Annotated in this window: 15 protein-coding genes and 2 pseudogenes; 12 read left to right on the top strand and 5 right to left on the bottom strand. The window is 39.3% G+C overall.

Features of this window, described 5'->3' with window-relative positions:
• The 3 genes and pseudogenes from HWQ23_RS14480 to HWQ23_RS14470 form a co-directional block, all read left to right on the top strand.
• A pseudogene (locus HWQ23_RS14480) lies at positions 1 to 224 on the top strand (site-specific integrase); the annotation flags it as partial.
• 180 nt (positions 225 to 404) lie between these two features.
• On the top strand, positions 405 to 674 hold the full coding sequence (locus HWQ23_RS14475; protein WP_292829396.1) for a UPF0175 family protein: 270 nt from the start codon (positions 405 to 407) through the stop codon (positions 672 to 674).
• Entirely contained in the window at positions 671 to 1,144 is a 474-nt protein-coding gene (locus HWQ23_RS14470; protein WP_292829395.1) for a PIN domain-containing protein, read from the top strand. Before HWQ23_RS14475 ends, HWQ23_RS14470 begins: the two co-directional genes overlap by 4 nt.
• A 6-nt stretch (positions 1,145 to 1,150) precedes the next feature.
• Here HWQ23_RS14470 and HWQ23_RS14465 read toward each other — a convergent pair whose 3' ends face one another.
• The gene (locus HWQ23_RS14465) at positions 1,151 to 2,272 is read right to left on the bottom strand and encodes a hypothetical protein (protein ID WP_292829394.1); all 1,122 of its coding nucleotides are present in this window, start codon (positions 2,270 to 2,272) and stop codon (positions 1,151 to 1,153) included.
• Between the two features lie 258 nt (positions 2,273 to 2,530).
• Between HWQ23_RS14465 and HWQ23_RS14460 the strand changes: the two genes are divergently transcribed.
• Positions 2,531 to 2,794 (top strand): element excision factor XisH family protein, encoded by a 264-nt coding sequence (locus HWQ23_RS14460; RefSeq protein WP_292829392.1) that lies wholly within the window; start codon positions 2,531 to 2,533, stop codon positions 2,792 to 2,794.
• The gene (locus HWQ23_RS14455; protein WP_229468291.1) at positions 2,782 to 3,117 is read left to right on the top strand and encodes a XisI protein; all 336 of its coding nucleotides are present in this window, start codon (positions 2,782 to 2,784) and stop codon (positions 3,115 to 3,117) included. Before HWQ23_RS14460 ends, HWQ23_RS14455 begins: the two co-directional genes overlap by 13 nt.
• 88 nt (positions 3,118 to 3,205) lie before the next feature.
• Here the strand turns inward: HWQ23_RS14455 and HWQ23_RS14450 are convergent, their stop codons facing one another.
• Together HWQ23_RS14450 and HWQ23_RS14445 are read right to left on the bottom strand one after the other, a co-directional pair.
• On the bottom strand, positions 3,206 to 3,775 hold the full coding sequence (locus HWQ23_RS14450) for a Uma2 family endonuclease (protein WP_292829387.1): 570 nt from the start codon (positions 3,773 to 3,775) through the stop codon (positions 3,206 to 3,208).
• A gap of 101 nt (positions 3,776 to 3,876) precedes the next feature.
• Positions 3,877 to 4,479, bottom strand: a complete 603-nt coding sequence (locus tag HWQ23_RS14445; RefSeq protein ID WP_292829385.1) for a hypothetical protein — start codon at positions 4,477 to 4,479, stop codon at positions 3,877 to 3,879.
• 34 nt (positions 4,480 to 4,513) lie between these two features.
• Here HWQ23_RS14445 and HWQ23_RS14440 point away from each other — a divergent pair.
• A pseudogene (locus HWQ23_RS14440) lies at positions 4,514 to 4,615 on the top strand (element excision factor XisI family protein); the annotation flags it as partial.
• 163 nt (positions 4,616 to 4,778) lie between these two features.
• On the opposite strand, the gene HWQ23_RS14435 reads toward HWQ23_RS14440, so the two are convergent.
• The gene (locus HWQ23_RS14435) at positions 4,779 to 5,318 is read right to left on the bottom strand and encodes a DUF2267 domain-containing protein (protein ID WP_292829383.1); all 540 of its coding nucleotides are present in this window, start codon (positions 5,316 to 5,318) and stop codon (positions 4,779 to 4,781) included.
• Positions 5,319 to 5,568: 250 nt separating this feature from the next.
• Here HWQ23_RS14435 and HWQ23_RS14430 point away from each other — a divergent pair, with 250 nt between their 5' ends.
• Both HWQ23_RS14430 and HWQ23_RS14425 read left to right on the top strand, forming a co-directional pair.
• Complete coding sequence (locus tag HWQ23_RS14430; RefSeq protein WP_292829381.1) at positions 5,569 to 6,366, top strand: dienelactone hydrolase family protein; 798 nt, start codon at positions 5,569 to 5,571, stop codon at positions 6,364 to 6,366.
• Between the two features lie 325 nt (positions 6,367 to 6,691).
• Positions 6,692 to 8,929, top strand: coding sequence for a hypothetical protein (locus HWQ23_RS14425; protein ID WP_292829379.1), 2,238 nt, complete (start codon positions 6,692 to 6,694; stop codon positions 8,927 to 8,929).
• 387 nt (positions 8,930 to 9,316) lie between these two features.
• Here HWQ23_RS14425 and HWQ23_RS14420 read toward each other — a convergent pair whose 3' ends face one another.
• Positions 9,317 to 10,276 carry an orange carotenoid protein N-terminal domain-containing protein gene (locus HWQ23_RS14420; protein WP_292829377.1) on the bottom strand — a complete coding sequence of 320 codons (960 nt, stop codon included), beginning with the start codon at positions 10,274 to 10,276 and terminating at the stop codon, positions 9,317 to 9,319.
• Between the two features lie 909 nt (positions 10,277 to 11,185).
• Here HWQ23_RS14420 and HWQ23_RS14415 point away from each other — a divergent pair.
• The 4 genes from HWQ23_RS14415 (at position 11,186) to HWQ23_RS14400 (ending at position 13,615) form a co-directional block, all read left to right on the top strand.
• Positions 11,186 to 11,764 carry a hypothetical protein gene (locus HWQ23_RS14415; protein ID WP_292829375.1) on the top strand — a complete coding sequence of 193 codons (579 nt, stop codon included), beginning with the start codon at positions 11,186 to 11,188 and terminating at the stop codon, positions 11,762 to 11,764.
• A gap of 452 nt (positions 11,765 to 12,216) precedes the next feature.
• Positions 12,217 to 12,474 carry a hypothetical protein gene (locus HWQ23_RS14410; RefSeq protein ID WP_292829373.1) on the top strand — a complete coding sequence of 86 codons (258 nt, stop codon included), beginning with the start codon at positions 12,217 to 12,219 and terminating at the stop codon, positions 12,472 to 12,474.
• A gap of 103 nt (positions 12,475 to 12,577) precedes the next feature.
• The gene (locus tag HWQ23_RS14405) at positions 12,578 to 13,090 is read left to right on the top strand and encodes a COP23 domain-containing protein (RefSeq protein WP_292829371.1); all 513 of its coding nucleotides are present in this window, start codon (positions 12,578 to 12,580) and stop codon (positions 13,088 to 13,090) included.
• A 345-nt stretch (positions 13,091 to 13,435) separates the two neighbouring features.
• Positions 13,436 to 13,615, top strand: a complete 180-nt coding sequence (locus tag HWQ23_RS14400; protein ID WP_292829370.1) for a hypothetical protein — start codon at positions 13,436 to 13,438, stop codon at positions 13,613 to 13,615.
• Positions 13,616 to 13,620: the final 5 nt, after the last annotated feature.

The following is a 13,620-nucleotide window of genomic DNA, read 5'->3' as shown; positions in this document are numbered from 1 at the left end:
ATATTTTGGGGATACCAATTAAAGCTGCGGCGGATAATTTGGGGCATAGTGTACAGGTTCATACACAAACTTATCAGCGTTGGTTTTCGTTAGATATGCGGAAGTTGGCAATTAATCAAGCTTTGAGTAAGAGAAATGAAGTTGAGTTGATTAGAGAGGAGAATGCTAAGTTGAGGATGGAGAATGATAAGTTGAGAATGGAAATGGTTTATAAACAAAGTTAAATTTGCTGATAAATTATACTAACTTTATATAATTTGCTATGATTTATGGGTGAAAAACTATCGTTAGTGACTTTTGCTAGCCATACAGCATCTACATACAAGAAAAACGAAGTCATGGATAGATTATAATTTCATCACAGGATAACTGCAAAAGTTCAAATTAACCAAGGAGTATAACTTATGCAAATTATCATTGAACTCCCCGATGATATAGCCAATCAATTACAAGTGCAACCCACGAACATTTCCCGGAGAGTTTTGGAACTTATCGCAGCTGATAATTATCGTCAAGGTCGCATTGGAGCCGCCGAAGTCCACCGAATGCTGAATTTATCTTCTCGATGGGAAACCTATGAATTCCTCAAACGTGAACAAGCTTATTTACCCTACACTGAAGAAGACTTAGAAGAAGATGTTCAAGCGATTCGTAACCTACGAGCTACTGAATGATTATTGTCTCCAACACTTCTCCAATCAACTACCTAATTTTGATTGGGCAAATCAACCTCCTACCTGAACTATTTCAGCAAATTATCATTCCTCAAGCAGTTTATACTGAGCTATCTGATAGACTTGCTCCACCGCCTGTCCAAGCTTGGATTGCAACACCACCCAGCTGGTTAAAAATTCAAACCGTTAGCCAAAGTACGGATGCGATTGCAAATTTGCTTGATCTTGGTGAATCTGAGGCTATACTGCTAGCTCATGAACTCAATGCAGATTTACTTATATTAGACGACATGAAAGCAAGACGCATTGCCAAAGATAGAAATTTGGTTATCACAGGTATCCTGGGAATTCTGGATCAGGCAACAACGATGAAGCTCATCAATTTACCAGTTACTATCCAAAGTCTTAAAAACACATCTTTCTGGGCATCTGAGAGTTTGTTTCAAAAGTTGTTAGATAAGCATTCTTAAAATACATTAATTAAATTTAAGTGGTTTGGCGGGAAAACGTTGATTTTCGGCATCTGGTGCTTGAATTTTAAAGATTGTTCCGTCAGACAAGGTACTAATTTCTTCTCCATTCTCTCGAACACGGCTATCTGTAAATACCTGGATGTTGCTATCAAGTCTAAGAATCTGTTCTATCGTTTCCACATGAACACCCGTAAATAGGCGGCTTCTGCCGTCTGGAAGGTCTAAATACCTTCCTATATAAGTTATATTTCTCCATGCAAAAGTATCTTTTGTCAACCTTTCTTGCTCAAAAGTTTGTATTACTGTATCTAAGAAACGTTGAAGTCCAAGATTTGTTCTAAATCGATATGAAACTCTTTCTTGCTCATCTTGTCTATCCAATTTAAATTTTTCTACGAGCAAATTTTCATAAAATCGTAAAGTATTGTCTAAGCCAGCAAAGCTAAGAACATGAGTGTAATGCAAAAGTATTGAATTCTCTCTTTCAGGTATAAAAATGTCAGAAATTGGAGGATCTGCAATAAATGTGAACGGTGGCATACTTTTGCCTCCCGTCGGAAAGTACGAAACAATCGCAAATTTCCCTGTAGCAGTTTCTGGATAGCCTTTCGATTGCTCCAGTGCCTTAGTCATGGCACTTTCGATATTCTGTGGCTGAGTCGTTCCTTTTGATTCATAAATATATCTTTCATCATTTAGGTTAAATCCCAAAAAGTCAGGAGTCTTTTTTGAAAGCTTTTTATTTTGAGGTATTTGAGTAATAGTTTCCCATCTAATCTGAAATGATTGAGCCATAAATAAAGAGGATATTGCGACTCCTAAATCTTCAGAAATACGTTTTTTAAAATCTGAAGAGCCTTGATCAACAATTATTAATCCATTAACAGATCTAGTCGAATTATTAAAAAAATAAACTACTGTACTAAGGTAGAGCGAAAGATCATAACCAAATCGGTTTCCATTTTGCCCTAACAACATTAAGGCATGGGCAAATGTTATGGCATCAAACTCAAAAACAGATATATTTTGCTCAACTTCCTGGAGTTGACTGTTTGTAGAGTAGATTTGCTGCAATACCTCATAATCAATCGTTGAGGCATCAAAATAGATAAATGTTCTGAGCATTATTTTGTGTTTATATGTGAGTTTGATATGATATGTTAAGTCAATCTTGATCTTTGTAGACTAAAAACAAAATCATTAAGGTAATTGCAGTTTTGCTTGATACGGGTTTAATCTTAAGAACAAACTTGCCTTCCATCATAACTATATTTTCTTCATACTGAGTATTCGTAATTATGCTGTAATTTTTATAATATTGATCCCGCTCTCAACAATGTGATAAAATTTGTGGAAAGATAGAAATGTTGATTCATCTCTAGCATGACAATTAGGAACGCCGTAGAGCTATTTCCTACCCTGCAAAATTTAACTCGTGCAGATAAACTGAAAGTTATGCAGTTTCTCAATTATCGATTAGCTCTGCGACTCAGGGAGCCAGAACGAGTTTTGTTTTTAGCAGTTCCAGTCTCAACCTATCGCTCACTATTTAGCCGAGACTTTGCCCAAAGTTCAGTACAAGAGTATCAAGTTAAGTTGATAGTTTACGATCCAAAGATTGAGGTGATTGTGCAATGGCAAAGCTAGACCAGTATCGTGAATATATTCAAAATTTATTAACGAAGTATGGCAGTTACCAACCTTCAGAGGAAGATGTTGAAATCCAATTGATATTCGATACGGCGCGAGATCATTACCAGATTCTAGAGATTGGTTGGGATGGATATGACCGAATTTATAATTGTGTGATACATCTCGATATCAAAGATGAAAAGATATGGATTCAGCATAATATGACCGATATCCAAATTGCTGAAGATTTGACTGAGATGGGAGTGTCTAAAGAAGATATTGTTTTGGGATTACAGCCATCTTACCTGCGTCAATATACGCAATATGGCGTAGCGTGAATTTGTCTAAAAAGTAATTACAGGATAAATCTCTGTTTAGTACACATCCCTTACTTAGCGTGCGTTGTCGCAAAAAGCCAGAGTTACTTTACTCAAAAACAACGCCGCGATAAATTTCCGCCATCGGCAAATCAATACTAACTGAATCTAAAGAAATAGATAGCTCTAAGCTACTAAAATCACTGAGCAACCAACCTTTGGCTTGTTTACTATAGCGTTCAACAAAAGGTTCATTCTGTTCTACTAATAAATATTCGCTAAAACTCTCAATTGAACGATACATCCGAAATTTACTGAGTCGGTCGTAATCTGCGGTGGAAGGAGATAGGACTTCAACAATCAGCACGGGATTTAAAACTTCATCTAAACGTTCAGCATTTAGTTGTGGTTCGCCGTCAAAAACCATTACATCTGGATATACTCCGCGTCGATGTTCAGGAATCCACAGCCGTAAATCGCTGTTAATTGGCTCGAATTGAGTATCGCGCAGCAAAAACTTGAGGAAGGCAAAAATATTGCCACCGATACGACTGTGTTTGAGCGTTCCTCCAGGCATGGGCACAATTTCTCCATCTCGATATTCGTTGCGTCCTTCGGCTTTTTCTTCGATCGCACGATATTCATCCAAGCTGTAGCGGCGCGAGATGGTAGAAATCATAGGTCGTAAGCGATCGCATTAGCTATAAGACAACAATATTATTTTGTCACAGATTTACTTGTGAGGTGATATCATACTGCAATGCAACGCTTACGCATCTATCAACTGTTTTGAACCATCCAAACTAAAAATCCGAGAATTTGTTCCACAGGTGGAAGGGGATAATCCATCAAGTCAATGGTGACAATATTATCCTCCAGCTTCAGGAATCGCCATTGTGTACCACTGCTAATAGAACCATAGATTACAGCAACTGGACGATTTTTTGCGGCGTTGAATCTTTGTGAGGCAACCATTTCTGCAATACATTGTCCAAACCCTGTTCTTAAATCAGCTTTTTTTGCTGACAAAATTACAATGCATGGTGCTTCAATTTCTAGCACTTCCGGCGAACGACTCAAAAGAAAATCACACATTCCATTAAGTCCAACTGCCTCATCAACTGTAAAATCTTCTCCAGAGAATAAGCTAATTTGGCGATTTAATATTCGTCTAACTTCTAATAATACTGGGTAAATAATTCCTTCTGAACGCGCTTTTTCACTCGCTGAAGAAGCAAGTGGCAGACTTTCTTCAAGATATGCCGTCAGTGTAGCAGATGCTTCAATTGGTTCAGTGGCAGGAATAAATCGTCCACCTTCCTGCGTTTTTAACCCGAAAGCTTCTTTAACTTTACTGATAGTTGTAAACTGACTATAAGGCATAATTGGTAGAAATCATCGGTCGTAGCCCGCCGGAGGCATCGCAGATCAACTCGTGAGGCAGGGAGTGCCTAAGCAAGATATTGTGATAGCATATCATGCACCTCATGTACGGCAGTATACATTTGCTGTAGGGTAAACCTATTAGACATCTCCAGAAATTAAATATGCGTTATCCAGAACCCTTGTAGAGACGTAGCAATGCTATGTCAAAACAATTCTTTTTCGGAGATGTCTATTATATAGAAAGCCTGTTTGTGATCATTACTCGCAAACAGACTTGACTTTTTTTATACTTCTAATTAAGCTTGCTCCCAAAGCTGACGTACATAATCAGGGAGCGAGCCAGCAATTTCCTGAATCCGCTCTTCGGAAAGTTCGTCTTTAGTGGCAGAAAATACCGCTTTAACTGCCTGTTCTGCATCGACTGATCCTGGAACTCCTCCTTCATTAGCAACCCGCGTCAGAAATAGCTTGGAATCAATTCCAATGGGAGCCGGGCCTTTTAAAGGTTGACGGATTCGACTTAAAAATCTCACAATGGGATTGGTGTCTTTCCAGAGTTCAGCCACTTCAAACTGGAGTGCTTTTTCATCTGTAGGCACAGCCTCTGTATGCAGTTCTGCTTCAACCCGATCAATTGTGTCCGTGGTCATTAAGTCACGCATAACGCGATACACAACTTCGGTAAAGTCTCTTGCATCATACAAATCCGCAAATCCGCTCTTAACCATCACCTTTTCAAGAAACGAGTGATGTTCGTCAGCGATCGCAGTTCGAGTATCTTCAATCTCCGTTGGGTCAACTTCTGGAATGTTTGTTCTAAAACTTTGATCGGGCATTGTTTTTTCTTGTGGTTATTAATTTTGAGTCTTTATGCTTACTTTATGTAAGGTCGCACAAATCAAAAACCCTTAGCATCATCCAGAAGTTTGAAATACCACCTATTCAAAAGATAGAAATTTATTTGATCTGCGTCATGCTTGAGGGTAAGCGATTTCCTTTGGTGTTTCCGCCGATCATAGACATCGCCCATTGGTCTCGAAAAACAGTCAGAATAGATGAATTGGTATAAAATCAGCCGAAACAAAGATGGTAGAAATAACAAACATCGAAATTAGCACTTCCTATGTCAAAGTAGCTAACAATGACTTAGAAATCGATGCTTACTTAGCTCAACCAGCACAAAAAGGAACCTTTGGCGCGGTTATAGTTTTTCCAGAAATTTTTGGAATCAATAGTAATATTCGAGATATCACCGAACTAATAGTTAAACAAGGTTATATAGCAATAGCTCCAGCCATGTATCAACGTATTGCTCCTGGTTTTGAGGCTGACTTTAGCCCTGAAGATGTTGGGTATAGCCCAGAAAGCTATCGGCTTGGTTTGCAATACTATCAACAAGTAAAATATCAAGAGATATTCAGCGATATTCAAGCTACCATTACTTACCTCAAAACTTTACCCAATGTCAAAAATAATGCAATTGGCGTCATTGGTTTCTGTTTTGGCGGTCATGTTGCTTATATGGCTGCAACTTTACCCGATATCAAAGCAACAGCTTCGTTCTATGGTGGTGGGATTACCACTGCTAGTTATGGTGAAGATACTCCAACCATTAATCGCACCTCAGAAATTAAAGGTACTATTTATGCATTTTTTGGTACAAGAGATTCATTAGTTTCCCAGGAAGAAAACGAGCAAATTCAGGCAGAATTAAAGAAACATCAAATAAATCATCGTGTATTTCGATACGATGCAGGACACGGATTCTTTGCCGGATTCTTTGTAGACAAGTACCCATTTTTAGCCCAGCACCCAAGTTACAATCCTGAAGCTGCTCCTGATGCTTGGGGACATGTTCTAGAACTGTTTCAAAACAACTTGTAATAAAGGATTTCCAACAAATAAATTATTCAATCTGGTGGGGTGGACATCTTGTCCGCCTTTGGCTATGGGCGGACAAGATGTCCACCCCACAATCAGTAGTTGAGTATTTATTTATTTTTCCTGATCCAGTGACTAGTCATAGTCATCGTAAGGACAGGCGATCGCTAAGTAAGCCTAAGTTCTTGGTGTAGCTTAAGACCACGATTAAATTACTGCTGAGAAAAATTTTGTAGGGCGACTGTTCAGTATGTGTGTTGTTGGGGAATACTCAGCTATAGAACTACTCAATACTTCTCAAATTAAGTTTACTAAAAGGCAATAAGCTATGCCATCAACTATGCAAATTGACAGTGCTGCAACACTGAGAGCTACCCAAATCGCTCAAATAATTCAAAAACGCCGTCCATTAGGTCAAAAAATTGAAACCGTAGAGATTAACCTCAAAACTCTTTCGGCTGCCTTACGTCAACTTGAAAAGCAGCGTGACCAGTTAATTGATAGGGTTGGTGATCCTGGCACAATTGGAAGACTCAGAGAAATTGATTGTTCTGCCATTCAGAGAAGTATTGATACTGAGTTAACTGCTCTCAACAGTCTCAAGTCTCGGTTTTCCCGTAATACCCTTAATATTGGGGTGGTAGGACGCGCTAGACAAGGTAAAAGCCGACTTCTGCAAAGTTTGACAGGGTTATCAACGGCTGAAATTCCAGATGGTGATGACCAACACTGTACGGGAGTTCGTAGCAACGTTCACCACAACTCAGAGGTAGGAGAAACTTATGCTGAAGTTTGGTTTCATACTGAGCGTTCCTTCCTAGATGAAGTGATTGCCCCTTACTACGAGCAACTTCATCTCGGTTCTAGACCGCGTTCTATTCAAGATTTTGCTGATATTCCACTACCAGAACTTCCTAGAGAGTTAGCTGAAAAAAGACAGGCTGCGGCTAAGTATGATCATCTTTGTAGATATCACCAAAATCTTCACAAATATCGTGATGTTTTGTCAGAACCTTCTCCACGTCGCGTCCCACGACATGAAATCCGAGAGTACGTAGCTCAAGATACGTTAGACAGACGACGTATCTACTTCAATTACTTGGCAGTTCGAGAGGTAAAAATCGTCTGTTCTTTCCCAAATGTAGATATCGGACAAATTGCTTTAGTTGATATGCCCGGTTTAGGAGACACCGGGATTGGTGACGAAGAGCGAATGATAAAAACATTAGGGCAGGACATAGACTTAGTTTTATTTGTACGAATGCCCAAATCCACTGGTGATTTCTGGGCAAAAGAGGACGTTGAACTTTATGATATGGCTAATAGCGCCCTAATTGACCTTCCTATTAAAGAATGGTCTTTCATGGTACTTAACCAGATCAGCGGAAGTTCTGATAATCGAAGAAATTGTGAAAGTTTAGCTGCGACAATATCTGAGAAACACATTGATGTTCAAAATTTTATAATTGCAGACTGTACTAGCTCAGAAGAAGCACAAACTGAAATATTAGATCGAGTCTTACATTATCTAGGACAGAGAGTTGAAGTATTAGATCGACAATATGCTTCTGCCTGTCAAGACAGACTGATTCAGCTTCAAAGAACTGTTGCTGTTGAGTTAGAAAAAGCTAAAGATGATTGGTTTCCAAAATTCCTTGAACTTTTTGAGAAGTTTTGGAATGATTTGACCAGAGAACTTGAATGTCTAACTTCATCAATGATCTCTGAACGAGATACCGACGATAAAAACTTTAAGGTAGCCGTTGATATTGCGATCGCAGCTTGTCGTTCAAAAACGGGCATTCCTCAATTGGAGGAGATTCAGCAAAAGTGTTATGCTGCTGGTGCATACATGACTGCTTATGCTGAGTCCTTGCATAAAGTGCGTACTCATCTCTCAAAACAATTTCTTTCTTTGGATAGTGCATTAAAAGAATCTTTAGAAGAATCAAAGTCTCGTGTAGTAGGAGTTCTAAAAACTCATGGCAAATTAGGAAAAATTGCGGAAGGTAATAGTAGTGAATTCTTAAAGCAGTTGGCAGATAAAATTCCAGAGAATTTAACTGGTCTGAGACTTGGTTTTCAGACACTTGCAACCTTCGATCTTCAATATCGGGGACTGGTTCAACATAGAATTAGAAGGCATCTAGATGTTTTAACTCCGAATAGAACAACCTACAGACTTGAAGGAGGTCTGCTAGACAAATGGTATATGGATATAAAGACAGCAGGAATACATACATTTTCCCCTGCTGAGAAAATTGCAAATAATCTCTCTAAAGCTCAAGCTGAAGCAGTTAACAACTGTGAAAAAGAACTTAAGACTCTCTTAAAAGAACCAAGTCAAGCAGGCTTTGCTATTGTCGAAGAATTTGTTGATCGGGTATTACGTGCTGAAGGTGTCCGTACTGAATGGCAGATTTTCTTACAGGAAGTTGCTTCAGATGTTTGGATTGATGAGTTTGGCACAACTATGGAACGTACCCAACTTAGACGAGACTGGATGCAGAGAATAGGGGAAGTCGATCATGTAAAGCAGCCAGATGCACTTAACTTTTTACGATAATTTGTTGTTCTGAGTCAAAATTGCCAAAGAATAACGCGGCAGCATAACGCTTTTTTAAATCAGCAACACTGGGGAACATGGTTAACGCTGATTTGAGTAAACAGCCAACTTACACTAGTTTGCCTAAATTTAACTAAAGCTCGGTTCTAGGTGAACCGAGCTTTGATTGAGATTTTATTTGATAAGCATCATGGCGCTTAGAAGATGTTTTAAAAGTCCCGAAAGTTATAATTTTTCAGTTCTGCACTGGGTTAAGTACAACGCCAAATTAAGGTTTTAGCTATGTACTAAGATGCAATGCTGTGCTAACGATGATAGCAAAAAACCCTTTTAAAACATCATCTTAGACAAGCGCAATTGCTTTTGTCTTAACAGACCAAAGAAATTTTACTTGCGAGTTAGGTTAAGCAGTTCTTTGGGAGAAGCAAGTAAGTCAATAGCCACGAAGTAAATTTGACCTTGAGGATCGAGTAAAAATCGCCAAGCAATGTTCATCCCAACATTACCTCCAAACCAAGGAGTTTCGACTGTACCAGTAACTTTATGCTGTGTATAACCATCTTCTATAGTTTCCGAAACGCCTTTGGTTGGCTTCATCACTAACCCTTGTCCTTCATCTCGTAGATAGGAAGTGATCGCTTCTCGACCAACAATTGGTTTTTGGAAAGGTGGTTGCAGCGCACCATTGTTAGCAAATAAAGCAACAGCAGCTTCAAAGTTATCTGCATTCATCGCTTCAATGTATTTCAGCACTGTTGGTTCTGTAACTCCCTCAATAGTAAATTGGGGACTTAGAGACGCACGCGGGAACTTAAAGTTTATGACTTCTGCCTGTTTTTTATCAGCCAGAGACGGATCAAATCCCATATCTACTACAGTATTGCGTAGTACAGTAATTTGCTGACTCTGATCGATTCTCTGAACAGCTTCTAGCACCGCTTTAACTTGAGTTGACATTTTATAGCCTGCTGGCATAGGAGCGACGATACCTTGTTTCATCCACTCTCCTAACTGCCACCAGAATCCCAATTTAGCGTTGACACCAAAGTATGCATAAGAACGGCTAATGGGAGTGTCAGCATTACTCGCTAAATCTCTCATTAATTGCGTTTGTTCTTCATGAGACATCTGCTTAATGTCGTTGAATATACCTTCCATTAATTGGAGATTTGCTTTTCCGGGAGCAGCTGGAGTAATTGTACGACCTAGTTCAGCGTAGGCATACCAGAGAAATGCCAACTGATCGTCAATGTTGAGTTCAGCAAACTTTGCTGTAGTGGCTGGAACAGCATCTGCCACTTGAGTGCTAGAGAAAATATTGCGTGCGGACTCGATACTATAAGTCATGCTTATTACCTTAAAGATTTCCCTATTCAGTAGTTGCTTTCGGCTACATTTTGCAGCTTAGGGGATAAATCTATAACAAAATTATCCCTAAATATCCCAATGCGAATTAGTATCATTCACTACTCTGTCATCATAACTGTTAAACGTTAATAAAAGACTAAGATTTATAAAATTTATCTGATGAATATCATTGAATCAAATATATATCTACTATTCTTTTCAAATTATGGTCTAACAAAAGTAATCTTTTGAAAAAAGCATCTTCCTTTAGAAAGATATTTAACTATATGGCATCTATCTATGTTTTGAACTTTTTCGGCAATAAAAATAGAATTTGGTAATTGCTTAAATTCTTTTTTTTAATTACTGTATGTGTTAAAGCAGATTTATCTCTAGCCGTAGGTTGGGCTAAATAAAATCAAATCTGTCTCATACAAGCCCTCGGTTGGTTTATTAGCAAGACGCAACTTACAAATTTTTTGCGATCGCCGTTTAGTTAGGAGATGGCTGTGGTTCAATCCTTTTGCTGCCGAGTTTCGGTCGAACTATGATGTAACAGTTATGGTTGAGGCTACATCTAATGAGGTCACGACGGTAGCAGCATAATTAGTTTATCTTGTAACGGCGCGTTGATTATCTAGATAGATGAAGCCCCCTGTATAACATCCTTTAACAGTTATCTACAACGAGATAATAAAAGTAGCTTGTGGATGGGGCAATTACACTTAATATAAATCCCTATATATGCAGTACGAGATGTAGTACGTTGTGCCCTTGCGACAATGCACCCTATCAATACTAGGAATTTGATAACATTAACAAAGTAGGCGATCGCCTGTTACCCAACTTAGGCGACATCTACAACGGGCTGTTTGGTGATGCACTCTTGAGCAAACTTGCAAAAACACTATGGCAAAGCGTAAGAAAAGCAATCTCCAGTGGATTAAAGAAACGCTTGAACTAAAACCTGACCATCGCTGGGAATCTCCATCAGGCTACAAGATTTTTGTAGCAGATCGAGGCGCTGTTCGCTTCAATGTTCCCCAGAATTGGGTTTTTGAGCCACAAGAGAAATCTTTCAAGTTCCTCGATAAAAAACCGCCCAACGATGATTGCTGCCTAGAAGTATCTTTCAATCGCCTCCCACCCAATGATTGGAGCCAGTTTCCGCTAAAATCCACCTTGAAGAAAGTCATGGAAGACGATAGCCGCAACGTCATTGCTAAGGGAGAAATTTTTACCGTCAAGCGCCAAACCGCCAGGATTGTGTGGACAGAGATGAAGTTCATTGATACCCAAGCAGAGCCACGGGAAGCTTTTTCGCGGACTTGCATTGGTTTGGGGTCGAATGTTCAGTGCTTGATTACATTCGATTATTGGGCAGATCAAGCAGAGCCGCTAATACCCATTTGGGATGAAGTGATGCGTAGTCTCACACTAGGGTTGTATATCCGTGACCCAATGACTGGTCTGGCTTTTCCAGACTGAAGCCCAAGAATGAATCGTGAGCATAGGTCAAATTGAGGCATAGCCCGTCCTAGACACTGCATTTGAGGTAATTGTTTTTTGCCGAGTTGGGGCAATTAATAATACTCCTGCTTTCAATAGAAATAGCATGGGAGCATCTCACTTTCGTAAAAAGCCTTGTAAAACCTCACCCCAACCCTCTCCGAACCCACGGAGAGGGAACAAGAATCTTGTTTCTCATCTGGTATATTTGCTTTCACTGAGATGCTCCCTATAGCATTGATAGGATAAGGTTTATTCGTGATTAAAACCTGAGAACCCTGACATTAAAGATTACTTAAGTCATGATTCAACTAGTTACTTTTATCACTAGTGCATAGCTGTTTAAATTCCTATGCTTATAAACATGAGACATCAACCAGATTAAGGTTTACTGAACTTTAATCATGGAGTTTACCAAAGGAGATTTAGTGATGAATATTAAACAAATTCTTGCTGGTGCAGTGCTTCTTTTACCATTTGCTGTTACTTCTATTCCTTCACAAGCGTCAGCATCACAGGTTATTGTTAATCCCCACGGTCTTAATAGACCTGTTCAAATAATCGCAAAAAAACCACTACAAGTTAAGCGTTATGCACCACCAGTGAAAAAGAAAGTGTTGGTTACTGGACATTGGGAAAAAACAAATCATGGTCGCAAGTGGGTTGCGGCTCATTATGTATACAAGTAAAAACGCTTAAAACCCCAAACAATTTGGAATTCTTCTCATCTCCCTACTTCTAGTAGGAAGAGAGGCAAATAAAAACTTTTTACTCAAGATTTGAGAGTTACCCATGAAATTGGCATCATTAACAAATGTTTTGGTTGCAGGTGCGATCGCTCTCGGCGCGACTGCAACCATCAATCAGCCAAGTCAAGCCGAAAGTAGACGAGGATTTTATTGTGACACGTCAGGAAACAAACCTGTGACGGTGTACACAAATTTTAGAGGTGTTTCTGAGCCTTGGATTCGCTGGACTTCCAATTACTTCAGAGACGCTGGCTACAATAAACTGACGCGCTGTCAAGACGTGAGCCACCGCTTGGAAACTTACCGCCGCAACAGAGAACTGAAGTTTATTACTGTCGGCAAAATGAATGGACAAAATGTGGTTTGCACTGCAAATCAAGTCAATGGTGGTTGTGAAAACTTGATATTGACCCTCAAACCCAGTGAAGATGGTGTGCAGGCGCTAACTAATCTCCTGGCTTGGCGACAAGGAAAGGCAGGTGCGCCCCCCATCAGTAGAAGCAATAGAATACCTTACGTTGATTTGAGGGAACATCTAGGGATTCCCAAAGAATAAATACAGCTATTTCCAGGTAAATAGACCATGTGGTAGGGGCGCAAGCATTGCTTTGCCCCTACCACAGATAGTTTTTCCTGTGCTAAATTTGAACTGGGATAGTCAAAAAGTTACAAAGCTATAGTTTAGGTTCTATATGCCTAACTGGTGCGCCATCCTTTGGTATGAGCGTATAGCGCCGAGTACTTGAACTATATCGTTTGATTAGCTCAATTGGAAGAGCGATCGACTCATAATCGTGAAAAAATATTTGCGATCGCGCCTAACCCAATCTGTAAAAATTGCTTGTTTCCGGTTAGTTGAAACCTTAAATCGATATACCTATAAAAATGTATAAGAAACTAAATGACATATTTATTATTTTTCGTGTCTATTGGATTAGCCACTGCACTTGCTTTGCTAGCTAAACAGCTACAGCGACGCAAAAATGATTATGCAGTAGTTGAGCAGAGATTAAAGGAAACAGACAAGCGATTAAGCTGCTACGCAGCTAAATTTAATAAACAGCATTACCTTTATTTTTAATCTTG

It is taken from the genome of Nostoc sp. JL33 (assembly GCF_017114985.1).
In the GTDB taxonomy this organism is placed as follows: domain Bacteria; phylum Cyanobacteriota; class Cyanobacteriia; order Cyanobacteriales; family Nostocaceae; genus Nostoc.
The sequence above is the reverse complement of the archived record's forward strand: the minus strand, read 5'-3'. Positions and strand labels throughout refer to the sequence as shown.

Excerpts from the sequence above, each read along its gene's own strand:
- HWQ23_RS14475 (WP_292829396.1), top strand. The coding sequence starts at position 405 with ATGCAAATTATCATTGAACTCCCCGATGATATAGCCAATCAATTACAA.
- HWQ23_RS14470 (WP_292829395.1), top strand. The coding sequence starts at position 671 with ATGATTATTGTCTCCAACACTTCTCCAATCAACTACCTAATTTTGATT.
- HWQ23_RS14465 (WP_292829394.1), bottom strand. The coding sequence starts at position 2,272 with ATGCTCAGAACATTTATCTATTTTGATGCCTCAACGATTGATTATGAG.
- HWQ23_RS14460 (WP_292829392.1), top strand. The coding sequence starts at position 2,531 with ATGACAATTAGGAACGCCGTAGAGCTATTTCCTACCCTGCAAAATTTA.
- HWQ23_RS14455 (WP_229468291.1), top strand. The coding sequence starts at position 2,782 with ATGGCAAAGCTAGACCAGTATCGTGAATATATTCAAAATTTATTAACG.
- HWQ23_RS14450 (WP_292829387.1), bottom strand. The coding sequence starts at position 3,775 with ATGATTTCTACCATCTCGCGCCGCTACAGCTTGGATGAATATCGTGCG.
- HWQ23_RS14445 (WP_292829385.1), bottom strand. The coding sequence starts at position 4,479 with ATGCCTTATAGTCAGTTTACAACTATCAGTAAAGTTAAAGAAGCTTTC.
- HWQ23_RS14435 (WP_292829383.1), bottom strand. The coding sequence starts at position 5,318 with ATGCCCGATCAAAGTTTTAGAACAAACATTCCAGAAGTTGACCCAACG.
- HWQ23_RS14430 (WP_292829381.1), top strand. The coding sequence starts at position 5,569 with ATGGTAGAAATAACAAACATCGAAATTAGCACTTCCTATGTCAAAGTA.
- HWQ23_RS14425 (WP_292829379.1), top strand. The coding sequence starts at position 6,692 with ATGCCATCAACTATGCAAATTGACAGTGCTGCAACACTGAGAGCTACC.
- HWQ23_RS14420 (WP_292829377.1), bottom strand. The coding sequence starts at position 10,276 with ATGACTTATAGTATCGAGTCCGCACGCAATATTTTCTCTAGCACTCAA.
- HWQ23_RS14415 (WP_292829375.1), top strand. The coding sequence starts at position 11,186 with ATGGCAAAGCGTAAGAAAAGCAATCTCCAGTGGATTAAAGAAACGCTT.
- HWQ23_RS14410 (WP_292829373.1), top strand. The coding sequence starts at position 12,217 with ATGAATATTAAACAAATTCTTGCTGGTGCAGTGCTTCTTTTACCATTT.
- HWQ23_RS14405 (WP_292829371.1), top strand. The coding sequence starts at position 12,578 with ATGAAATTGGCATCATTAACAAATGTTTTGGTTGCAGGTGCGATCGCT.
- HWQ23_RS14400 (WP_292829370.1), top strand. The coding sequence starts at position 13,436 with ATGACATATTTATTATTTTTCGTGTCTATTGGATTAGCCACTGCACTT.